The organism is Pseudomonadota bacterium, from assembly GCA_039193195.1.
In the GTDB taxonomy this organism is placed as follows: domain Bacteria; phylum Pseudomonadota; class Gammaproteobacteria; order Steroidobacterales; family JBCBZW01; genus JBCBZW01.
In genome coordinates this window covers 19,025-42,267 of record JBCCWS010000015.1, presented here as the reverse complement: position 1 = coordinate 42,267, position 23,243 = coordinate 19,025, and the positions used below count along the sequence as shown (strand labels likewise).

Annotated in this window: 13 protein-coding genes; 8 read left to right on the top strand and 5 right to left on the bottom strand. The window is 64.0% G+C overall.

Features of this window, described 5'->3' with window-relative positions:
- Positions 1 to 41: 41 nt before the first annotated feature.
- Positions 42 to 734: a zinc metallopeptidase gene (locus AAGA68_13640; GenBank protein ID MEM9386103.1), complete on the bottom strand. Its 693-nt coding sequence runs from the start codon at positions 732 to 734 to the stop codon at positions 42 to 44.
- A 110-nt stretch (positions 735 to 844) separates the two neighbouring features.
- On the opposite strand from AAGA68_13640, the gene AAGA68_13635 reads away from it, so the two are divergent.
- Together AAGA68_13635 and AAGA68_13630 are read left to right on the top strand one after the other, a co-directional pair.
- Positions 845 to 1,777: a polymorphic toxin type 23 domain-containing protein gene (locus tag AAGA68_13635; protein ID MEM9386102.1), complete on the top strand. Its 933-nt coding sequence runs from the start codon at positions 845 to 847 to the stop codon at positions 1,775 to 1,777.
- Positions 1,778 to 1,795: 18 nt separating this feature from the next.
- Positions 1,796 to 2,281 carry a DUF456 domain-containing protein gene (locus tag AAGA68_13630; GenBank protein ID MEM9386101.1) on the top strand — a complete coding sequence of 162 codons (486 nt, stop codon included), beginning with the start codon at positions 1,796 to 1,798 and terminating at the stop codon, positions 2,279 to 2,281.
- Between the two features lie 65 nt (positions 2,282 to 2,346).
- Here the strand turns inward: AAGA68_13630 and AAGA68_13625 are convergent, their stop codons facing one another.
- Both AAGA68_13625 and AAGA68_13620 read right to left on the bottom strand, forming a co-directional pair.
- Positions 2,347 to 3,375 (bottom strand): stomatin-like protein, encoded by a 1,029-nt coding sequence (locus AAGA68_13625; GenBank protein ID MEM9386100.1) that lies wholly within the window; start codon positions 3,373 to 3,375, stop codon positions 2,347 to 2,349.
- Positions 3,376 to 3,406: 31 nt separating this feature from the next.
- Positions 3,407 to 3,853 carry an NfeD family protein gene (locus AAGA68_13620; GenBank protein ID MEM9386099.1) on the bottom strand — a complete coding sequence of 149 codons (447 nt, stop codon included), beginning with the start codon at positions 3,851 to 3,853 and terminating at the stop codon, positions 3,407 to 3,409.
- A 429-nt stretch (positions 3,854 to 4,282) separates the two neighbouring features.
- Between AAGA68_13620 and AAGA68_13615 the strand changes: the two genes are divergently transcribed.
- A complete protein-coding gene (locus tag AAGA68_13615) occupies positions 4,283 to 5,248 on the top strand; it encodes a hypothetical protein (GenBank protein ID MEM9386098.1) in 966 nt (321 codons plus the stop codon).
- On the opposite strand, the gene AAGA68_13610 is transcribed toward AAGA68_13615, so the two are convergent.
- Entirely contained in the window at positions 5,242 to 5,736 is a 495-nt protein-coding gene (locus AAGA68_13610; GenBank protein ID MEM9386097.1) for a response regulator, read from the bottom strand. The two genes, AAGA68_13615 and AAGA68_13610, sit on opposite strands and share 7 nt — an antisense overlap.
- Before the next feature lie 538 nt (positions 5,737 to 6,274).
- On the opposite strand from AAGA68_13610, the gene AAGA68_13605 reads away from it, so the two are divergent.
- On the top strand, positions 6,275 to 11,014 hold the full coding sequence (locus tag AAGA68_13605) for a carboxylesterase family protein (protein ID MEM9386096.1): 4,740 nt from the start codon (positions 6,275 to 6,277) through the stop codon (positions 11,012 to 11,014).
- Positions 11,015 to 11,021: 7 nt separating this feature from the next.
- Here AAGA68_13605 and AAGA68_13600 read toward each other — a convergent pair whose 3' ends face one another.
- Positions 11,022 to 13,001, bottom strand: a complete 1,980-nt coding sequence (locus tag AAGA68_13600) for a CRTAC1 family protein (GenBank protein MEM9386095.1) — start codon at positions 12,999 to 13,001, stop codon at positions 11,022 to 11,024.
- Between the two features lie 448 nt (positions 13,002 to 13,449).
- On the opposite strand from AAGA68_13600, the gene AAGA68_13595 reads away from it, so the two are divergent.
- The 4 genes from AAGA68_13595 (at position 13,450) to AAGA68_13580 (ending at position 23,146) form a co-directional block, all read left to right on the top strand.
- Entirely contained in the window at positions 13,450 to 16,107 is a 2,658-nt protein-coding gene (locus AAGA68_13595; GenBank protein ID MEM9386094.1) for a hypothetical protein, read from the top strand.
- A 240-nt stretch (positions 16,108 to 16,347) separates the two neighbouring features.
- Positions 16,348 to 18,522 (top strand): CRTAC1 family protein, encoded by a 2,175-nt coding sequence (locus tag AAGA68_13590; protein ID MEM9386093.1) that lies wholly within the window; start codon positions 16,348 to 16,350, stop codon positions 18,520 to 18,522.
- A gap of 103 nt (positions 18,523 to 18,625) precedes the next feature.
- Positions 18,626 to 20,707: a CRTAC1 family protein gene (locus AAGA68_13585; protein ID MEM9386092.1), complete on the top strand. Its 2,082-nt coding sequence runs from the start codon at positions 18,626 to 18,628 to the stop codon at positions 20,705 to 20,707.
- 123 nt (positions 20,708 to 20,830) lie between these two features.
- Positions 20,831 to 23,146, top strand: a complete 2,316-nt coding sequence (locus AAGA68_13580; protein MEM9386091.1) for a CRTAC1 family protein — start codon at positions 20,831 to 20,833, stop codon at positions 23,144 to 23,146.
- Positions 23,147 to 23,243: the final 97 nt, after the last annotated feature.

Sequence of the window (23,243 nt, the reverse complement as noted above, 5' to 3'; positions counted from 1 at the left end):
GTCCTTCTGCAGGCGATCGATGGTCTTGGTGCGTGGTATGCCTACAAGCCACGGCGCAGTATCGCGAACCAGCGACCGACGTTCAGTAGGCTCATCAGCGCAGACGATACGTAGGTCAGCGCGGCGGCCGTGAGCAAGCGCCGCGCATGGCGCTCGTCGCCGCGAATCAGTAGGCGCTTTTGCGTGAGCATTGGCATCGCCCGCGCGAAGCTCGCGTCGAACTCCGTGGGTAAGGTGGCGGCGTGGACGAGTACGCCGAGCAAGAGCGTTGAGAGACCGATCAGCAAGGTCAGGCCCGTTAGGGAAGGCGCTCGGGTTAGGGCCGCGAGGAAAGGAGAGGCGATCAGCACCCCGGCGCCGAGTTGTTCCAAGGGGCGCACCAGCACGACTAGGCGCGTGCGCCAGGCGAGGGGGGCGAAGCGTTGCTGGTGTTGGATCGCGTGACCCACCTCGTGTGCGGCGATGGTCACAGCTGCCAGGGATCTGCCGTCGAGGTGCTTAGGATCCAGCCGTACGGTGCGGCTTGTGGGATCGTAATGATCAGCCCCCGCCGGCGCCGCCTCCACGGCGACTGTCTCTAGGCCCGCCTCATCCAGGAGGCGTCTGGCCAACTCACCACCGCTGAAGGCGTAGCGGTCCTCCGGCACTGCATACTTTCGCATGATGGAGCGCACCCAGAGCCCTGGCCCGAGGGAAACGGCGAAGACGACGAGCAGAAACAGCAGTACGTGCATCAGGGTACGGGGATTGGCGGCAACCAGGCCGCGCAAGTGTACACCGGGACTCGCCTGCTGCCGCCCTTGGCGTATGCTCGCGCCTAGGAAGTGCCACCACGGACGGATGGATGGGTGCTGCGCGAGCGGGCATGGCGATGTCGGTGTTCATGATGTGTTGGTCGAGTGCGTTGCTTGCGCACGATGTGGATGCGGGTGCGCGCGTCGCTCTGAGCTATCAGTTCGGTACGCAGGGCAATCGCCTCGGGGCCACCGTGGGCACCTATGCGCGCGCCGACGCGACGGACAGCGAGCTACAGCTCACCCTTTCGCTCTACCGCACCTTCAGTCACATGGAGACGCGCACGGCAGGGCGTGAACGGCAACTCATCTTGGGCCTCACGCAGGGAGTCGGCGGGCGGTCACCGCGTGAGCGCTCTCGCGATTGGTCACTCGGGGCGAACAACTCGCAGCGTCGCCACAGCCTGAGCGTGTACTCGATCCTCTACTGGGACACCTACGAGACATCGCAGCGCGTGCGCGGCATCGGGTTTTCCGCGGGCGATTTCAGCGTTCGCTACGAGAACGATTTCGGCCTGGTGCAGTTCCTCGCCGACCGGGGGGATCGCTTCCGCACGGGGGGGATCGAGATCGCCTATCGGCACAAGAACCTAAGACGCTACGTGGTCGGTTTCAACGTCTTTACAGGTGATCCGGAGGAGGGGCCTGTCCTAGCGCCTGGGCCGGAGACGGTCGGTAGGTACGGCCAGTACGCTATGGTGCGGCCTGGCGGTGCCCCGGTAACTGCCGCCGACCGTTCGATCGCTAACGCGTGGTTTGGCGTGCGCGGCCTCGACCTCGCGGGCGGGGATGGGGTCGCGAACGCGCTGGGTCTCGACAGTCTGCAGGTCCGTCTCGGCTGGAGCAGTGAAGCGATTCGTCAGGTGGTTCAAAATCGCTTCCACGACATGATCCTCAATCCCCACGTCCCGCTGCGCGAAGACGCGCGTGCGCGGCCCTACCTCACCTTTGGAACCGATCATGGCCAGACTCTCTACCCCTAGGCCGCCGACGCCTGCACAGTGTTGAGCATCGCACTGATCAGCCTGGGCACGGTATGCGTGCTCGCGGGGCTCATTGGCGTGATCTTGCCGTTTCTGCCCGGTTCAACGTTGATCCTCGCCGGACTCGTGCTGATCGCCTGGGCGGAGCAATTCGCCTACGTGGGCTTGGGTGCACTCGGCGTGCTGGTGGCGCTGACGTTGCTGACCTTCGTCGTCGACTACGTGGCAAGCCTGCTCGGGGCCGGCCGCATGGGGGCCTCGCGGGCGGGCTTGCTGGGGGCGGCTATCGGCACCTTCGCTGGCGTGTTCTTCTTCCCGGTGGGCCTGCTACTTGGCCCCTTCGTGGGGGCCGTAGTGGGCGAGTTGCTCGCCCGCAGTGATGCCCTGCGCGCTGGCAAGGTGGGCGTCGGGGCAGTCGTTGGGGTGCTCCTGGGTGCCGTGGGAAACTTGCTCATCGCCGCTGGCATGATCGGCATCTTCCTGGCTCTGCGCTTCGCCGGGTAGGGCCACACCGTCAAGCGCTTAGGGCGCTGCCTTCGAGCGTCCTCGCCTCACGACCGTGACGCACCCTAGAACAGGGTATGGCCATCACCTGGGCGAGTGCGCCCCTGCGGGCCCTGAGGCCCTGGCGTCGGCGAGGTGCTGGTCGTGGCGGCGCCCGGCTCCTGAGGCTTGTTCGCCACGGTCGTCGCGAGGGCCACCATCGAAGCTAGATCCGTGAGGTTGGCGGGGACGATCAGGCTGTTACCCGTTTTCGCGAGCTCACCGAACTTCTCGATGTAGTCCTCGGCTACGCGCAGCTGCATGGCCGCCTCGCCTCCCTCTTGACGCAGGGCGCTGGCCACCTCACGCAGCCCTTCAGCGGTGGCGTTGGCCACGGCCAGGATGGCGGCGGCCTGGCCCTGGGCTTCGTTGATCTGCTGCTCCTTGAAGGCCTCCGATTCCTTGATTACCCGCTGCTTGTCGCCCTCTGCTTCGTTGATGCGTGCATCGCGCTGCCCCTCAGAGGTGAGAACGACGGCGCGCTTCTCGCGCTCGGCGCGCATCTGCTTCTCCATCGCGTTGATCACGTCTTCCGGCGGGTTGATGTTCTTGATCTCGTAGCGCAGGACCTTCACGCCCCAAGGCTCGGAGGCCTTGTCGAGCTCGTGCACGACGGCCGAGTTGATCATTGCGCGCTCCTCGAAGGTGCGGTCCAAGTCGATCTTGCCCACCTCGCTGCGCAGGGTGGTTTGGGCGAGCTGGGTGATTGCGAAGATGTAATCGGTGATGCCGTAGGAGGCTCGCTGTGGATCGAGCACCTGCAGGTAGAGTACGCCGTCGACGCCCACTTGTACGTTGTCACGGGTGATGCAGATTTGCTCCGGGATGTCGACGGCCTTCTCTTTGAGGCTGTGCTTGTAGGCCGTGCGCTCGATGAACGGGATCAGGATATGGAATCCCGCGCTCAGGGTGCGGCTGTACTTGCCGAGAGACTCCACCACGAAGGCATTTTGCTGTGGAACGACCACCGCGGTTTTGGCGATGACGAAGATCACAAGCGCGGATACGGCCAGCGCTACTAGCAGGCTCACGTTCTCGAACATGATGGGGTCCATAGAGTTTTAGATATTGCGGGACTGGGGAGGTTCAAAGGGGTTGATCGATCGGCTCTACGTCTATCAGTGTGCCGTCGCGGGCCACGATGCGGGCCGGACTACCAGCCTCGATAGGTGCTCGGCCTCGGTTGCGCACAGTCCAGTGCGAACCACGCCACTCGGCTCTGCCGCTGTCGCCGGGGTCGACCCGTTCCGTGAGTTGCACCCGTTCGCCTTGCGCATCGTCTTCGAAGCCCGGCGGCTCTGGTCGCCAGCGCCGGTAGGTCCGCTCGCGCAGCATCGCCATGGAGGCGACGGCGAGGGTGGCGAACAGCAGCCACTGGGCCGCTGGCGGCAGGGGAATGATCGCGCCGAGCACGATGAGCCCGGTGGCGATCGCCGCGACACCCGCGAACACCAAGTAAAAGGCGGCGTCGATCGCCGCAAGTTCGGCGCCGAGCAGCACGGCGCCCAAGATGATCCAGCTCCACCAGGTCATGGGGCCTCGTCCGACGGAAGTTGACGTCCTTAACGATACACCAGCTACCGCCTGCGACGTGAGGCGGTGCCGGCTCGACGCGGTCGCGCCAGGGGCAGGCCGAGGCGCCAGGGGCAACGCGAAGGCGAAACGCGCGACTCCTGCAAAACAAAGATGCGAGTGTCGGGGAGGCGGTCGCGCAGGTCGTGTTCACCCGCAGGCGCGCCTCCCTGCGCCGCGAGGCCGTGCGCGAGAGAGGGAATGTCGAGAAGACGAATAGACGCTGCTAGCCGGGCGCATGACCCTGTCCAGCTTCAAGGTGGGCAAGTGCTGAGGCCTGCGACGGATTCGGTCGCTTCGAGGCAGGTTTCGCGATGCTGGACGCTTGCGGCGCAGGCCCTCAAGTACACTGCCTCGGCATGTCATTCGATTTCAGGGAGGAATGAACTTATGCAGACCAATGAATTCGCATCGGCTACCCAGCGTCGCTTACCGGTGCTCATGGTGGCCGGCGGCTTGCTGCTGTGCGCCAACGCTGGCGCCCAAGTAGTCACGTGGGACGAGGCGGCGGACGGCGATCTGTCGACAGATCCCGAGATGCCAACGCCCGTGACCTTCGTCGCCGGTAGCAACACGATCCGCGGGCAGATGCAGGACCCGGTCGATACGCGCGACTACATCACCTTCACCATCGCGGACGGTCAGTCGCTCACGGCCGTGCTGCTCAACGACTATACGGATATCGATAGCGGGGGCCCGGGCGATCGGGGCTTCATCGCCGTCAACGAGGGGGACACGAGCTTCATCCCGGGCTTCGATACGGGCGACCTGTTCCTGGGAGGTGCCCACCTCGATCCGGATCCGGTCGGCACGGATTACCTGGCGATTTTGGCAGGTGCGCCCCAGGCTGGTACCGGGTTCACGCCCCCCTTGGGGCCGGGTACGTACAGCTTTCTCGTGCAACAGACAGGACCCGAGCTGACCGCTTACGAGCTTGAGTTTGTGCTGGCAGAGGAGGCCGAGGACATCGGTGGTAGCACGACGGACGTGACCACGATCACGGCGATCTGCCGCAACCTCAGCACTGGCCAGAGCGTGAACCAGCCAGGCCTGGCCGGCGCGCCTTGGAATTGCACGGCGGCCGGGTTGATGGCCGATAGCGGCGATCAAGTGCTGCAGATCGTCGTGGGGCGTGCAAGCTGCGGCGCCGACCCCTGCGCCATCGGCGGCATGACCACGGGCGTGGATGCGACCAGCACCCTATGCCGAAACATCAGCACCGGACAGAGCACGAATGTGGCGATCTCCAGCGGCCAGTGGGACTGCACGGGCGGGGGGTTTGCCGCCAGCAACGGCAATATCATCCTGCAGGTGATTCGCGGGGCGTCCCAGCGCACACCCAACGATACCTACTGAGGGCGTGTTGGTCGGGCGGCGAGCGATGCCTGCGTGATCGTCGCCTTGGTTCGACCGGCGGCACCGTCCACGTTCGGGCGGTGTCGCCTGCGGCCGGCTTCCACGCGGGGCACGTCGGCGACGCGCAGGTAAGTCGAGAGCAGGCCGGCGAGTTCGTCCCAATCGCTCGCATTTCGCTTCGGCACGTAGCCGGCGATGTGATGGTTGTAGGCAGCGATACGATCTGGCAAGAACTCAGAGTTCGAAAGGACAAAGACCACCGTCTGCGAGTGGGTCGGGTCCTGGCGTAGCTCGCGCAGAAACTCAAACCCCGTCATCACAGGCATGTGCAGATCGAGCACCACCACAAACCCGCGCCTGTCGTTGCTCAGGCGAAGCGTGTCTAAGGCCTCCTGGCCATTTTGAGCCCTCAAGATAGGGCTGGTGACCCCGGCTCGGCGCAGGGCACGCTCGAGTGCCATCGCATCCACCTGGTCATCGTCGACCATCAGCAGGTGAGGGGCGTTGGATACTCATGGTCGGCAGGTGCAGCGAGGGGCATCGGCTTCATGATGGCGAGGTTCCCGTGGTGACGAGCGAACAGCGCTGCGCGACCGCGCGGCTGCCTATGTCATATCGACCGCAGTGCTCACCAATTGATGTTTCGACCGCTTGGACCACTCAGGGTGAGACCTGGGCCTAGTGCAGTTGGTTGAAACGCCCCGTTGCGCCGCCGGACGGTGGATTGCGTGCTCGGTGTGTGACGCCGATCACAGCATGCTGAGCATGTGACGAGGTTCTCATCGGAGCGCCTTAGGGGGTCGACCCGACGTCTGCTGGCGACAGTTCAACTAACGGCTAACCTAACAGATCAGATAGTTTTTTCTTCCGTCGCAGCCAGGGTGCCGTCCATCGGGTTGCGGTTGATTGGTCATAACGCTCGCGTAGCGTGAGCTTCCCTTTATCCATCCCAGGTGATGACTGTTGCCTTGTCGACTTCCTCGCGCTGCAGGGCTAGCGTCCGGCGCGCACCTCCGGGCCTGTGGGTTGCTCCGTTGGGCCTGCGTTGGACTGCCCCTGTTCGGCGCTGCCGCGAGTGCACAGCCGCCGCCCGGCCCACCGCTCGTCTTCGATGATGGTGCATTCACCAGAGCAGACGCGGGATTCCTGGTGCGCTGGGTGCACAGTGATCCCTTCGGCCAGGTGGTCGATTATGAGTATCGCGTGACCATCGGCGCGGCGGAAGGGAGCGAGCTGCGCCCCTGGACGGGCGTTGGGCTAGTCGAGGAGGTGGAGGTACAGGGTCTGCCGCTGTTGGACGGGGAAACGTACGTCTTCCACGTGCGCGCTGTCATCGATGGTGGCTTCACCGAAGCTGGGGTGAGCGACGGCATCGCGCTCGATCGCACGGCACCTGACCTGCTCAGCTTCGATGACGGCGAATGGACGCGCGCGAGTGCAAGCCTGTCCGCCAGTTGGTCGGCTCAAGATGATGGTGCAGGCCTCGCCGCCTACAGCTATGCGATCGGACGTACCGCCACCACCCAGGATGTGGTGGCCTGGACGGCCGTGGGTCAGCGCACGCAGATCACCGCCACGGGCCTGTCCTTGGAGGATGGCGCCACCTACTACTGGCAGCTAGAAGCGCGCGACAGCGTCGGCAACGCCCTACGCAGTGCGGCGGATGGGGTGACGGCCGATCGCACCGCGCCGTCGGTGACCGTGGTTGACCAGGGGGAGTTCGGCCTCTCCCCGGACCGTCTCGCCGCCACCTGGACGGTCGCTGATCCCCACCCTATCTCGTTGGTGGAGTACGCGCTCGGCACCAGCACCGAGCACGAGTCCCTCGTGCCCTGGACGGCGACCGCGGGTTCGAGGGTGGTGCTGACGGACCTGCCCCTCGAAGACGGTCAACGCTACGTGTTTCGGGTGCGCGCTAGCGACGCGGCGGGCAACCAAGCCTTGGCCGCGGCCGATGGTATTCGTATCGACCTCACGCCGCCGGAGCTCGGCGAGCTGGGGTACTCGCCGTACCTGCCTACGGACGATGAGGTGATCCTCTCGTGGTTCGCTGCGAACGGCGGTGGCGTGCCCGTGGCGCGATACCTGTATGCGCTCGGTACTCAGCCCGGGCGGGCCGATGTCGTGCCGGTGACGTCCGCCGGACTCGACACCTCGGTGGTGATGGAGGATTTGGCCCTGGTGAACGGGCGCGCTTACTACGGCCTGGTCGTGGCGATCGACGAGGTTGGGCGCCGCACCGAACGCACCACGCAAGCCATGGTGGTGGATCTTGGCCCGCCGCGTATCGAGTTCATCAACGATGAGGGCGAGTACTCCGCCGACGGCAGCGCCCTGCGCTTTGAGTGGAGTGCGGTGGACGGCGAAACCGAAGTGGTCGAATACGAGTACACGCTGGGCGTACCCGGCGATCCGGACGCCCTGCGTGCGCCCGTACGCACCCACGAGAAGGCCGCAGCCATCTCGGATCTCGAGCTCGAGGAGGGCCAGATCTACGTGCTCGGGCTCACCGCCTACGACGTGCTCGGCTACGCCGCCTTCGATGTGAGCGACGGTATCGCCATAGATCTGACTCCGCCGCGGATCACTCAGCTCGAAGACGATGGTCAGGTCACCGGTCGCACCGATCGCCTGACCATGCGTTGGGCTGGGAGCGATTCACCTTCCGGGATCGAGGCGTACGAGTTCGCCTTCGGCACGTCGCCGGATCTTATCGACAACGTGGTGCCGTGGCAGGGCATCGGTTTGGAGACCAGCGTCACCGTGGAAGGCCTGGCCCTTGTCGAAGGGGCGACCTACTACGGCGCCGTGCGCGCCGTGGACATGGCCGGCAACAGCGACCTCGCAGTGACCGACGGCATCCGCGTCGATCGCACGCCGCCCTCCATCGCCAACCTGCGCGTCGACTCCATCACCGAGTCCAGCGCCACCCTGCGCTGGGAGACAAGCAAGCCAACCACCACACGGCTCAGCTACAACGCCGAGGACCAACCCGCACTCGAGGTCCTACTCGATCAGCTGACAGCTGATCACGCGCTCATGCTGACCCAACTGATCGATGGCGCCAGGTACTTCGTACAGATCGAGAGTTGGGACGATGCTGGCGTGCCAGGCGATCCGGTCGAACTTGAGTTTGAGACCTTGGAGGGGCAGGGCAGGGCGGAGCAGATCAGTCCACCGGGCGTGAGTTACGCGGACCCTGAGATTCTCACGAACTACGGGCTGATGACCTTCCGCACCGCCTTGGGCGATGTCTGGGTGGGCAACCTCGACCCACACACTGGGCAGTTCGTGCGCCAGGACGGGCGCGAGTACCTCATGGACACGGGCAGCGAGACGGGAGGCACGATCAATGGTCCTGAGTTCGGTCTGGATACCGATGGTTGGTCGGTCTTCTACTCCAAGCGCCGCGCGGACGAGGTGCAGGTCTGGCGGGCCACCCTAGACGCCGCTGGTACCGCCTCGGCGCAGGTGCTGACGGCCGGGGATCGCCACCAAACGGCGATGCCCACGTTGAACGGCCAGCGCGGTACCACAAAGGTGGTGAATATCATCGGTAGCTGGGAGAGCGGTGGTGACATCGCCTGGTTCGATGAGCGAAGCCCGCTGGAGCAGAATGTCTTCGCGCAGGTCAACCCCTTTCTCACCAACCGCAATCCGGGGCGTTGGATGGCTGACGGTCGGCGGATCGTCATAGTCGATGAGCAAGACGGGCAGCTCTTCATGCTGGATACGGACACAGGTCGTCGAGAGGTCATCACGGACGATCCGGGCTTCAAGACGGCGCCTCAGGGCTTTCGTGCTCCCGAGTACGACGATCGGTGGGTGGTGACGGCGGTTGTCGACGACCGCACGATTGGCGTCTACCTCGATCCCGGTGACGGGGGCATTTGGCCACGGGTGGAGACCTTGACCGTACCCGTCGAAGCATCCGACGAGGTGTTCTCCTCGCCCGAGGTTTTCCAGGCGAGCGGCAAGTCCTGGCTCGTGACGACCGTCAAGGATCGGCGGACCGGGGAGGGGGCTGCGGAGCGGGGCGAGATCTGGGTGATCGACCTCGAGGGCGATGCGCGCGTGCGCTATGCGCGTCGCTGCGACGATGGCCGCCCAGACGTCAAGCGTTCCGACCCCGAGGTGTTCGTGGGCGAGCAGGAGGTATTCGTTTACTACAACGTGCAGGAAGATGAAAACACGAGCACCCTGTGGCGCTGTCGGACGGGCATCGCAAGCGATGGTGACCATCCGCGCGTGCGCACGGCGGCGGGGGTCGTGCAGGGGATCACCAGCCCCGTGGCCAATGCTCACGCATGGCTAGCGATACCATTCGCCCTGCCGCCAGTAGGAGCCGCCCGTCTAACGCAGGCCGCGCCAGCCACGCCTTGGTCCCCGGCCGTGCGCCAGGCTGGGCGCTTCGCGCCAGCGTGTCCGCAGCCCGACCCATCTCGCCCCGATGCCATCATCGGCGATGAGGACTGCCTCTACCTCAACGTCTTCACGCCGCTTGGCGCTGCCGATGCCGGCGCAGCGCTGCCGGTGATGTTCTTCGTTCACGGCGGCGCGAACCGTACCGGGGCCGCCGACACGCCCATCAGTCAGCTGCTAGACCTCGATCAACGCTCCGTTGGGCCGGTCTTCGACGGCGCGCGATTGGCGGCGCTTGGCAACGTGGTCGTGGTCACCACAAACTATCGACTCGCCGCCCTTGGCAACCTCACGCTGGCGGCCTTGGCGCAAGAGTCGCCGACTGGCTCCGCCGGCAACTACGGCATCTTCGATCTGCTCGCCGCCCTCGAATGGGTCCAGCGTGAAATCGATGGATTCGGGGGTGATCCCACCCGTGTGTTGCTGTTCGGTCAATCCGCCGGAGCCCACAACGTGGGCATGTTGATGGCTTCCCCACTGGCGACGGGGCTCTTCTCGCGCGCGGCCATGCAGAGCGGGGTCATGTCCGTGGACACGGCGGACGAGGCATCAACGGACGCGGCAGCCTTCGTCGAAGAGATGGGGCTGACCGGGGCTGTCGATCTCGCCGCCGCGCTGCGCGAACTCCCGCTGGAGCGCATGGTGCTCGCCCGTTCCGCGTTGCCCCTTGGCTATGGCGAGTTCACCTTCTATCCGCACGTGGATGGCGTGGTAGTGGACGACCAGCCCCTCGACCTAGTCCTACAGGGGCTGCACAACGACGTGCCCCTGGTCGTTGGGACCAACAGCGAGGAGTACTTGCACGACTTCAGCGACATCAACACACAGGAGTTCTACGAACTGGCAGGCGAGATGGTGCCCGAGGATCGCCTAGGGGAACTATTGAGTTTGTACCCCTTGCAGGACTACGCCGACCCCGCCGCGGCCTACGCGGCCATGGTCACTGACCGCAACCTGACCAGCAGCATGCGCACGGTTGCTCGCGGGTTCAGCACCCAGCAATCGCCCGTTTACCGCTACCATTTCCGGCGCGTGCTGAGTACGCCGGCGCGCAAGGCGGAGGGTGCCTACCATGGCACCGAGCTGCTGTACCTGTTTCAGCATATGGACGGGCGTGAGTTCGAGGCTGATGCGGACGACCGTGCGGTAGAGCAGCTCATGCGCGAACTGTGGACGAGCTTCGCCCACACGGGAGACCCGAACGTGGTTGGCTTGCCCGCATGGCCGGCCTACGAGGTGGAGGCAGACCCGTACCTGTCGCTGGACGTCGTGCCGAGCGCGCAGGGCGCCCTAGCGCCGCAGCGGAGCGACTTTTGGGATAGCGTCAAACTCGCCGATCCGTGATCGCGATCTATCGCGCCGGATCCTCCACCACCAGGTCGACGTGATCCTGCTGCTCGAGCTCGCCTTGAAATGTCCCCACGCGGGCGATGATCCGGTGGCGCCCGCGTTCGGTGTTGACGGAGGTCGGGAGCACGAAGTCGAAGGAGAAGCTGGCGCCGCCAGGGAGCGTGATCTCGCGTGGTGCGCGTATCATGGAGACGGCGCCCGACGGACTCACGCGGAACACCCACAGCTCTTGGGTCTGCGTTTGCGCGGCGTGGTTGCGGTAGGTCACCTCTAGGGTGGCGGCCGCGCCAGCGTGGATCTCGCGCGTTTCCTCACCGCTGAAGGTGGCGGTGTAGGTGGGCTCCACGATCTCGAGTTCTGCGTTGAGGGCCGCGCTGAGCAGCTCGTTCTCGATTCCACTCGGGAAGCGCGCCTTGAGCACGTCTGCCACCGCCTGGTCGGCGGTGCCGAAGTGCGCGGTCAGCGTATTGCGGCCGGCGTAGCCCGAGCCCCCGTCGATCTCGCGCATCTGGTGGAAGCCGTCGTTCGTGGTCAGCTCGAGGCGCGTGCCGATCGCGTCGCGATTGCTGATCGTGCCGCGCGCCCGCACCTTAACCCAGTTGTACACACCCTCCTTGGGGTTGAGGTCGTTCCGGTACAGCGTATTGGTGCCTTCGAAGTTCGAGATCAGCATGTCCACGTCGCCGTCGTTGTCGTAGTCGGCGAAGGAGGAGCCGCGGTAGAGCTTCTCCGCGGTCACCCCGATCTGCGCGTGGACCTCCGGAAAGCGATCTGGATGGGTGTTCATGTACACGTAGACGGGATTCTCGTGCTGATAGTCCTCGGCGCCGAAGGTCACCGGGAACTTGTCCAGCGGCACACCACCGCTGACTACGATCAGGTCTTCCCAGCCGTCCAGATCGAGGTCGTAGAAGCCTGTGCCCCAGCCCACGAGCCCGCGAGCGCCGAAGATCTCCTTGTCGTTCGCATCCACGCCCAAGAAACGCGCTTGGTTGACGAAGATGTGGTCGATCGGGTCGCCCACGGCGAGATCGTTCGAGCCGATGTCGGTGGAGTAGTAGTCGAAAGCGCCGTCGTGGTTGATGTCGGCGACAGCGATGCCCATACCCGCCTGACTGTAGTTGTAGGCAAACTCATCGCTTACGTCCGAGAACACCCAGCTCTCGGTGCCGGGGCCGTCGTTGCGAAACAGTCTGTTGGGCACGTCCGTGCCATCGGCATTGCCGAAGTCGTTGACCACCAGCAGGTCCGCGTCGCCGTCGTTGTCAAAGTCGCTGAAGGTGGCGGCCAGCGCGCAGCCGGCGTTGCGTCGGTTGCCGGAGAGGGCGACGCCGGTGACACCACCAACATCGGTAAAGGTGCCATCGCCATTGTTCTGCCACAGGTAGTCCGCTGTGCAGGTGACGGGCAGATAGCCGTTTTCCGGGGTCTCCGGCGGAATGACGTGGTTGCCAATGAAGATGTCTAGCCAGCTGTCGCCGTTGTAGTCGCCGAAGGTGATCACGCCCGTGGTGCGGGCGCCGTCGTCGCCTAAGCCCGTGGCGTCGGTGACATCCACGAAGCGCACGACGCCGGTCTGCGCGAAGCGGTTTTCGAACAGGCGGTTTTGCAGCTTGTTGCCGACCAGGATGTCCTGGTCGCCGTCGTTGTCGATGTCTGCAGCGCCGACAGCGAACGCGACACCCTCGCAGTCGCTCGCACCGGCTGCGTCGGGGTATTCGATGAATCGGCCGTTGCTAAGGTTGAGGTAGAGGCGATTGCAACCTTGCATCTGGATGGCGTACAGATCGTCATCGCCATCACCGTCTACATCGACCCACGCGGCGCCAGCCCCAATGGGTACCTGCGTGTCGCCGATCTGCTCGAACTCGACGCCGCTTGCGGCGGTCACGTCAGTGAAGGCGAGCTGAGCTTGAGCGGCGCAGCAGCAGGCGAGCCCCACAGTGGTGGTAAGCGTTAAGACGGTACCTAGTTTTGACATAAGCTATCCCTGGCAAGGCGCGCTGATTAGATTTATTCGCTGTGCGCTGCTGCGTCGGGGTTTCACGCTGGGAAGCGTTCACCCTCCTTATGGCCCGATCGTAACCAGCTTGGCGCCTCATTTCACCGCCTGCGACTCAGGCTCATTCGGGAGGTGCGTTTCGACGATGGCCGATGGATCGACCGAGGTGGGCGCCGAAGCTAGATTGAGTCTCAGCCAGGTCTCCGTTTTGGCGCCATTTTTTGCTGAACTGGGACGTGCTAGTCTCACTCGGGACGAAGGCGCGGTCGGGTGAAGTCGGTGCTCAAGGAAGGGGCCGCCGCTCGGGGGAAAAACTGCGCCCGGGCGCCCCAGTGGCGCTCGTCGTCGGATAACTAGAACGAATACGGCAGCGCCTGATGCGCTCGAACGCACTCATCACAACAACGCTTCAAGGAGGATGCGGCCCATGGCCCTTTCCGCATTCGTAGGATCGCACCGCCGGCCCAAAGCCGGGTGGTTCGCCACGATCGGCCTCGCGCTGGTGGCGATCGGTGGCGCATACGGCGCGCTCGCACAAGACAGCTTCGTCAACTTCGAGTCCGGCCAGGTACGACCGATGGCGCTATCGCCGGAGGGTGCGCGCCTGTTCGTCGTCAACACGCCGGACAATCGCCTGGAGGTGTTCAACGTCACCCCCGCGGCGCTCATTCACGTCGCCAGCGTGCCCGTCGGCATGGAGCCCGTGGCGGTGGCGGTGCGCAACGCCACCGAGGTGTGGGTGGTCAACCACCTCTCCGACTCGATCAGCATCGTCGATCTCTCTGCCGCGGATCGTATCCCGCGCGTCGTCGACACCCTGCTAGTCGGGGATGAGCCGCGCGACATCGTCTTCGCGGGGCCGGATCGCGACCGCGCCTTCATCACGACGGCGCACCGTGGGCAGCATTCCCCGTTCCGCTTCGACTCCCTGTTGAGCGAGGGGCGGTCGGACGTATGGGTGTTCGACGCGCAGGATCGCAGCGCGCCGCTCACCGTGTTGCAGATGTTTGGCGACACGCCACGCCCTCTCGCCGTGTCTCCGGACGGCAACACCGTTTACGCTGGCGTCTTCTTCTCGGGAAACAAGACGAGCGTGCTTCATCGCGACACGGTGCTGGGCAACATCGGTGATCCGGAGGAAAACATCGATGGTATCCCGGCGCCCCTAGATATCGGCATGATCGTCCAATCCAACGAGCAGAACCGCTGGTTCGACGGCAACGGCATGGAATGGACGCCGACGGTACGCATGACTTTGCCGGACTACGACGTTTTCGTCATCGATGCGGGAGCGGAAACGCCGGTAGAGGTCGATCGCATTAGTGGCGTGGGCACGACCTTGTTCAACATGGCCGTCAGCCCCAGCGGTAATGAGCTCTTCGTCAGCAACCTGGACTCGCGCAACATCGTGCGTTTCGAGGGTCCCGGGGAGTTCTCACCCACCACCGTACGCGGGCATTTCATCGAAAACCGCATCACCGTGGTGGACCTGGACAACGGCAACGAGGTGCTGCCGCGCCATCTCAACAAGCACATAGACTACGACCGCTTCCTCGGTACGGACGAGGAGAACGCCGCGAGCCTCGCGACGCCGCTGCAGATGGTGGTCAATCCGGCGGGAGACGAGCTTTACGTGGCGGCCTTTGGCTCCGCCAAGATCGGTGTGTTCGACACGGGCGAGCTCGTCGCCGACAGCTTCACGCCGGATCCCGCTGACCACGTTGAATTGAGCGGCGGGGGACCTAGCGGCATGGCGCTGGACGTCGCGCGCAACCGTCTCTACGTCCTCACGCGGTTCAACAACAGCATCTCCGTGGTCGATCTCGACTCCCGAACGGAGATCGACACGGTGGCGATGTACAGCCCGGAGCCGGCGGTGGTGACGGACGGGCGCCAATTCCTCTACGACGCGCGCTATACGTCCTCACGCGGGGACTCCTCCTGCGCTGGGTGCCACATCTTCGGCGATGTGGACCACCTCGCTTGGGACTTGGGCGATCCGGACGGCAGCGTACTCGACAACCTGAACCCGCTGATCAACGAGCTCCCGCCGAACGTGCCCCGCGACTTCCATCCCATGAAGGGCCCCATGACCACGCAGAGTCTGCGCGGTATGGACAATCACGGCCCGATGCACTGGCGCGGTGATCGGTCCGGAGCGAATGATCCTGAAAGCCTCGATGCCTTCGACGAGGTCGCGGCCTTCCGTGCCTTCAACGGCGCTTTCGAGGGCCTGGTTGGCCGAGCGGAGGTTCTCGAGCAGGAGGAGATTCAGGCCTTCGCCGAATTCGCGCTTACCATCCACTATCCACCGAACCCGGTGCGCAACCTCAACAACCAGCTAACGGCGGTGCAGCAGCGAGGTTTCGACGCTTACAACAACGTGCTGTCGGACCAGAACTTCACCTGCAACGGTTGCCACTTGGTGAGCGTGCAAGCCGGCCTGTTCGGCACCAATGGCCTCACGGTGATCCGTCGCTTCGGCAACACGGTCCGTCAGCCCCTGAAGATCCCCCACATTCGCAACATGTACACCAAGGTCGGGTTCTTCGGGCGTTCGCGCGGCGCAGACGACGGTGGCTTGCCGGTACTCGGTGATCAGATTCGCGGCTTTGGATTTACGCATGATGGCGCGTGGGACACGATGTTCAACTTCCTGCAGGACTTTACCCTCGATGACGACGTACAGCGCCGAGAGGTGGTGGACTTCCTGATGGCGTCGGATGCAGAGCTACTCCCGGCGGTGGGCCAGCAGGTCACCCTGAGGCAGGGCAACGTCGGTCAGGTGCGCGGTCAGCTCGTTACGCTGCTGCAGCAAGCCGCTGTGACCACGCCGCGGCCGGCTTGCGATCTCATCGTCAAGGGCACCTGGGGCGGCGAGCCCCGCGGTGCGGTGCGAGAGGCGAATGGCCTTTACCGCACGGACCGGGCCGGCGAAACGCCGCTGTCGGTGCGCTTGCTGCTGCAGATCAGTCAAGTGCCGAACCAACAGCTCACCTTTACCTGCGTACCGCCAGGCAGTGGTGTGCGCATGGGTATCGACCGTGATGAAGATGGCGTCCTGGACGCTGACGACATCGATTGATACGAGCGAAGCGGCGCCCGCGGCGGCGAGGCCGCGCGGCGTCCGCAACGGGCGACCGACCGATCGGTCGGCGACTGCATCCGCGCGACATGCTTGACTTGTATTCAGGTGCGCCGGATGCTCACGTAGGAATCCAAAGAATTCGACGCATATCGAAAGCGCACCGGCGGATCCCGCAGGCCCTCGGTGCCCACAATAAGAACGCGGGTGACACGACTACTTCACAGAGGAAAAACAGCAATGGACCGCACTCAGGGATCGTTCCGGGTACCGGGGGCTTACGCGCTTCGCGTAGCCGTCTCCGCTGCCACCCTTGCTCTCGCTGCTAGCGCGCACGCTGCGACGCCTAGCTTCGTCGACGCCACTGCCGGCGCCGGCGTCACTTGGATCTACGGTTTGGCTGAGGACACCGGCGGCGCGCGCATGCACGGCGGCGGCACGGTGGCCGACTTCAATGGCGATGGCTACCCCGACATCTTTCTGATCGGCGGCGGCCTCGCAAACGATCAGCTTTTCATCAACCAAGGTGACGGCACCTTCACCGAAGAAGCCGCTGCCTGGGGTCTCACCGACCTCTATCGTGGCGGCGGTGCCGCCGCTGGCGACTACGACGGTGACGGCGATATCGACCTGTTCGTCAACAGCATGGGCGACATGCCGGACGCAAAGGACGGCGAGCACAAGCTTTACCGTAACGACGGCAACGGCGGCTTTGAGAACGTGGCCGACGCGGCTGGTGTCGCCTTCAACCACACCTCGAACCGTACCGGCACTAGCACCGCCTTCGACGGCTACAGCTCGACGTGGGGCGACTACGACCTCGACGGCGACCTCGACCTCTGGTTCGGCGGCTGGCACAGCAAGGGCAACCCGCACGACACGAACCAAACCACGCTCTATATGAACAATGGCGATGGCACCTTCACGGACGTCACCGCCACCTCAGGCGTGTTTGATGAGAGCGGCCCTAACGTGGGCCCCCGTGCCTTCGGCGGCATATTCGCCGATATGAACGGCGACCGTTACCCGGAGCTGCTAATCGCCGGCGACTTCGGCGCCTCGCGCTACTTCGTGAATAACCGCGACGGCACTTTCACAAGCGTGAACATCTTCGGTGAAAACCGCGTCCACAACGGCATGGGCACGGCCGTGGGCGACTACAACCGTGACGGCCTGGTCGACTGGTTCATCACCGCGATCGATCCCTCGTACCTCGGCGCCGACAACGACGGCAACCGCATGTACCAGAACCGTGGCAACCACACCTTCTTCGAACTGCCTGCAGCTGACGGCTTCGACGAGATCGGTATTCGCGACGGTGGTTGGGGCTGGGGCGCCACCATGAAGGACTTCGACCACGACGGCTGGGAAGACATCGCCCACACCAACGGGTGGATCATCTGGGGCGACTGTGGCGAGAGCCAGGGACGCGAAGTGCCTCCGGGCAGCTGCGACGGCACGGGCACGGACCCGGTCACCGGTGCCCAGTTCCACAACATCGAAACGCGTATGTTCAGGAACATGGGCGACGGCACCTTCACTCAGGTGCAGAGCGACTGGAACCTAGACCACCGCCTTCAGGGGCGTGGCCTCTATCAGTTCGACTACGACAAGGACGGTGACCTCGACTTTGTCATCACCGCCAACACGATCGAGATCAACGAGACGGACTACCCGGGCGTGGATCCGGCGGACTACGCCGACATCATCGCCGACACGGGCGAGTTCCGCCTGTATCGCAACGATCTAATCACCGCCGAGAGCGGCACGCCCGCCGACGCCAACTGGCTGAACGTCTACCTCGACACCAGCGCGGTGAATCGCCTCGCGCCTGAGGGTGTGGGATCTCTCGTCCGTGTGCGAGCCGGTGATGAGAATGGCAATGTGCGTCAGGTCTACATGGAGAAGGGCAGCAACTACCTCGGCCACGGCGAGACTATGGCGCACTTTGGTCTCGGCACTAACGAGGCCGTACAGCAGGTGTGGGTCGAGTGGGCCAGCGGCTTCTCCAGCTCCGTGTTCAACGTCGACACCAATCAGGCGATCACCGTGGTGGCTGAGGAACCGTACACCTCCGGCACCTGGATCCGCGGCCAGACCGTGGAGCTCGTAGTCGAGGGTATGCGTCCCGGTGAGACCGTGTACATGTTCGGTAGCCAGCAGGGCCTCTCTACTGAGGGTCGCTGCTTCGCCGTCATGGGCGGCCTTTGCCTGGATATCGCCGGCGGTCAGCTGGTGGGCGTGGCGACGGCCAACAACGCCGGCACCGCCACGATCATCGCCAACGTGCCGGATGCCGATGTTCCTCCGGGTGTGAGCGGCACGATGTTCACCCAGGGCTTGATTCGTCGCGGTCAGGAGGGGGTCGCATCCCTCAAGACCAACGTCGAGATCAAGGCGCTCATCAAGCAATAAGCCGAGCCGGCTCAAGCAGTCCTTGATGCGGCACGCGACTCACGCCTGGTGAGTCGCGTGCCACAGCAGAAGAACATCAAAAAGCACACGCACGGAGTTCACGATGAACAAGAACGGACATGGAATCCTCGCCGCGGCGGTCGCGAGCGCAGTCTGGCTAACGCCAGGTCAAGCTGCCGCCCAGGCATTCACCAACATCACCGGCTCGTCCGGTGTCGAGCTTGAGACCTTCGTTACGGCTCCGATCAGTATGGAGATGCCGATCGGCGTGGGCGCGGGCTGGATCGACGTTGACAACGATGGCGACGACGACCTGTACCTTGCCCTAAATGGCTGCAACACCATGTGGCTGAACAATGGATCAGGCCAGTTCGCGCCTGTGCCGGACGCTGCCGGCGCCTCGGCCTGCGATATCTTGAGCCACGGCGTCTCTAGTGCGGACTACGACAACGATGGCGACCAGGACATTCACGTTGCCAACTTCGGGCAGAATCGTCTGTACAAGAACCTGCTGGTCGAGACCGGCACCCTGTCCTTCGAGGACGTGACCGACACTGCCGGCCTGAGCGATATCGACGGTCTGGGCACTGTTGACATCTACAACACGGCCAGCACGGTCTGGGGCGACTACGACAACGACGGCTACCTCGATCTGTACGCCGGCAACCACGTCGCTGGTGTTGGGATTCCCCCCAATCCAGGCGACGAGACCGAAATCGACCCCGGCCCTGGCCCGCAGTGCTTCGACGACTACCTTTGGCACAACAATGGTGACGGCACCTTCACCAACGTGGCTAGTGAGACGGGTGTGGATAAGGGCGTCTCCGAGCGAGCGGGCTGCGAATTGGCCGCAACCTGGTCGGACTACGACAATGACGGCGACATCGATCTAATGGTCGTCAACGACTTCGGCGCCGTGCGCTCCGCGCCGAACCGCCTGTTCCGCAACGATGGGTCCGACGGCAAGGGCGGGTGGACGTTCACCGATGTCAGCGCGCCCTCGGGCTTCGACTACGCGCAGGCTGGCATGGGCATCGCCATCGGCGACTACAACCGTGACGGTTTCTTCGACTACTACATGTCCGACGTGGGCGAGAACGAGTTCGGCGTGGCAAATGGCGACGGCACCTTCACGGAGAAGGCCGGTGACCTCGATATCCAATCCGCCGACGTCGAGATCTACCGCGGTCTCGGCATGGTGAGCTGGGGCAACGCCTTCTTCGATTTCGACGGCGACAGCTGGGAAGACCTCCTGGTCTGCAACGGCGGTGTGCCTCCCTTCGCGGAAACCGGCAAGTGGCAGGACTTCTTCGAGGACGGCGACGTCTGTCTGCCTAGCACCGATCCGAGCTGCAACGCAGATCCCGAGATGGGCACCGGTCACATCCACCTGAACCCCTGCTACTTCTATCGCAACCGCGGTGCCAGCTTCGGCGATGACGCGTTCCTTGAGGTACATGAGCCGGCGGGTATGAGCAGCGCAGGCTACTACCGCAGCGTAGCCATCTCCGACATCGACAATGACGGTGATGTAGATGCCTACCTCGGCAACCTGCACGGCTACAACGCCCTCTACCGCAACAACTACATAAACGCTAACGGCAACAATTGGCTGAAGGTGAAGACCGTAGGCACGCTCGGCAACCGCGACGGCATCGGCTCGCGCGTGGAAGCCAAGGCGGGCGGAGTAACCTTGATGCGCGAAATCAGCGGCGGCGCGAGCTTCATGTCCACGCACTCGATGAAGGCGCACTTCGGTTTGGCTGGCGCCAACTTCGTCGATCTCACCGTTCGCTTCCCGAGCGGCGTGACGCAAGAGCAGCTGTTCGTTGATACCAATCAGACGGTCACCGTGACTGAGCCGAGGATGACGGCCACCTTTCCGGTTGACACTCGCTTAGTGACCGAGGGCGGCGTCGTGGCCTTCAACGTGGGGCTCACCAACCACAGCGACGAGGAGCTCACTCGCGAGCTATGGTTCGTGGAGGTAACGCCGGATGCGGAAACCCTCGTGGGCACCACGCGTTCCGTTACGTTGCCTGCGGGCGCCAGCATCAACGTGCTGGTGCGCGTCTCGGAGTCTGCCGCGGCCGGCCTCACGCGTTACGGCGCTCGTCTCGGCGTGAACAGCACGGTGACCCACCGTGACCACGCACGGGTGTTTGCCCAAGCGCCGTCCAACTAAACAGCGCTAACGCCATCGCGAAAAGGCCCGGGACGGCGTGTCCCGGGCCTTTTTCGTTACCGCCCCAGGGAATTCGGGGCTACACTGATTCCATGTAGGCAACAACTACGGACGGAGCCTCTCGTGACAACAAGAAACCGCAGATCGCTCGCCCCCCTCGGTGCCGCAGCCTCTCTGGCGTGCGCCCTGGCGTCGCCCACCTTCGCCCAAGGCTCGGACCCGACCCTCGTGGACATCGCCCTGGAGCTCGGCTTTCAAGATCGTCTGACGCACGGACGCGGGCAGATCGCCGCGGATTTCGACGGCGACGGCTGGACCGACTTCTACATCAACAACACCTCGCGCGCGGACCTCGGTAACGATGAGAGCTTTATCATCTTCAACCGAGGGCCGGACGGGAATGGCGGCTTCATCTTCGAGCGCGGCCAAACGTTGGTGCAAGGCATCGCTACCTTCGGTAATGCCGCAGCCGACTACGATAACGACGGCGACCCGGACATCTTCCTCGCGGTCGGTGGGCAGGAGGCGATCGGCCTCGACTACCTTTTTGAGAATGATGGCAACGGCAACTTCACGGACGTTTCCGAAGCGGCGGGCATTCGCGGTCCCAAGGACGCTGAGGGCGAGTGGGTGCCGACGGCATCCCTGTCCGGTCACTGGGCAGACTACGATCGCGATGGCGATTCGGACCTGTTCGTGTTTTCAAAGGTGGTGCGTGACTCGCTGACCGAGCTGCCCGATGGCCTCGGCTACCGCGACTCCCTGTTCCGCAACAACGGCGACGGTACCTTCACGGATGTCTCCGAGGAAGCCAACATCGTCGGTGGAATCTCCACTAAGACCGGCGCCTGGGGTGACTACGACAACGACGGCTGGATCGATGTGTTCATTCCGGAGGAGGCCTACCGCCAGCTCGACACGGAAGACAATTTCCGGCTCATGCGCAACATGGGCGATGGCACCTTCCAAGAGATGCCCCTCGACGAAGAAGCCCTGGGTGTCGGCGACCGCACCTGGGCTAGCGCTAGTGCTGACTTCAATAACGACGGGCTCCTCGACATCTTCGTCTTTGCTCACTCCCGCCAAGGCAACACTAGCAAGCACGTATTGTTGCTCAACCGCGGCAACTGGCAGTTCGTCAACGCGACCGACGCGGCCGGTTTCGGCCTGCCTGCCAAGGTGATGGGGTGCCAGATCGGCGATCTAAACAACGACGGCTACGAGGACATCATCACGGCCAACGGAGGTCCCACCGGCGGCGAGGCGGATCGCCTGTATATGAACGAGTTTGCCGAGGCAGGCACCGTCAGCTTCCGCCTGGCGTCCTCGCTGTTCGACTACCCTGCCGTGGATGACCCCGAGTGTGTCGCACCGATAGCGCCGACTGAGGCATTAGGGGCCACGGGAGCCTTTGTCGCTAGTGATGATATGAGCGCAGCAGATCCGAGCGATCCCGGGGCGATGCCCGCCGAGGCCTACACACAGGCGGGCGGTGATGCCTGCGATGCGGAGTTTCCGTACCGCGGCCATGCCATCACCTTCACGGACTTCGACAAGGATGGTGACGTGGACCTGCCCATGATCAAGGGCGGCACGGAGATCATCCAACCGCTGATCGAGAGCGGCGAGCCGAACCGCTTCTTCCGCAATGACGGCGGCAACGCCCTAGGGTGGCTGTTCGTGGAGTTGCACGGTTTGGTGAGCAGCGAGGATGCCATCGGGGCGCGCGTAGAAGTCACCACTCAAACGGCGGACGGTGGTTCGCGTAGGATCGTGCGAGTGATGCGTGGCGGTCGTTGTTTCTCCGCGAGTGGCCCGCGGGAGCTGCATTTCGGCCTGGGAACGGACACTGCGATAGCGAGCCTGCGCGTGGATTGGCCGAGTGGGGTGCGATCCATACACACGGGAATCGGTGTTAATGAGCGCATTCGCATCGACGAACCCGTGCAGGGATTCTCAGATTTTAGCGACGGCGTCGGGGGTTGGACACCCGTGTCCGGTGATTGGCAGCTGGTCGACCAGCAGTATCGACAGCTCGACACCGAAGGTCGCCATCTCTCCGTCACCGGCGGGAATCGAGCCAACTACACGCTTTCCGCGAAGGTGACCTACCTCGGGGGCGGTCAAAAGCTCGGGCTTGCAGGGCGTGTTAGCGCTGACGGCGAGACTTACTACACGGCTATCCTTGCCGGCAGCACGGCGCGCCTGTTCAAGGTGGAGGACGGTGTGCTTACCCCCCTCGGTCCGCAGCTGTCGATCGATCCGATGACGCCGAACAAGTCCTACATCGTGGGCCTTCGCTTCCAGGGCAGTCGGATTCAGATGACGGTGAATGGCCGCTCGACTACCCCGTTTACCGACACCTCTATCGCGAGCGGCCGCTTCGGGTTGGCGACGGATGGGACCAGCGCCGCCTTCGACAATGTGACGGTCTACTGAGACACACGTCACCCATGCGCCGGCGGGATCGCGCTAGCCTTCCCGCTGGCATCACAAAAAACAAGAACTAAACAATAAAAGCAAAAACAACTGATAC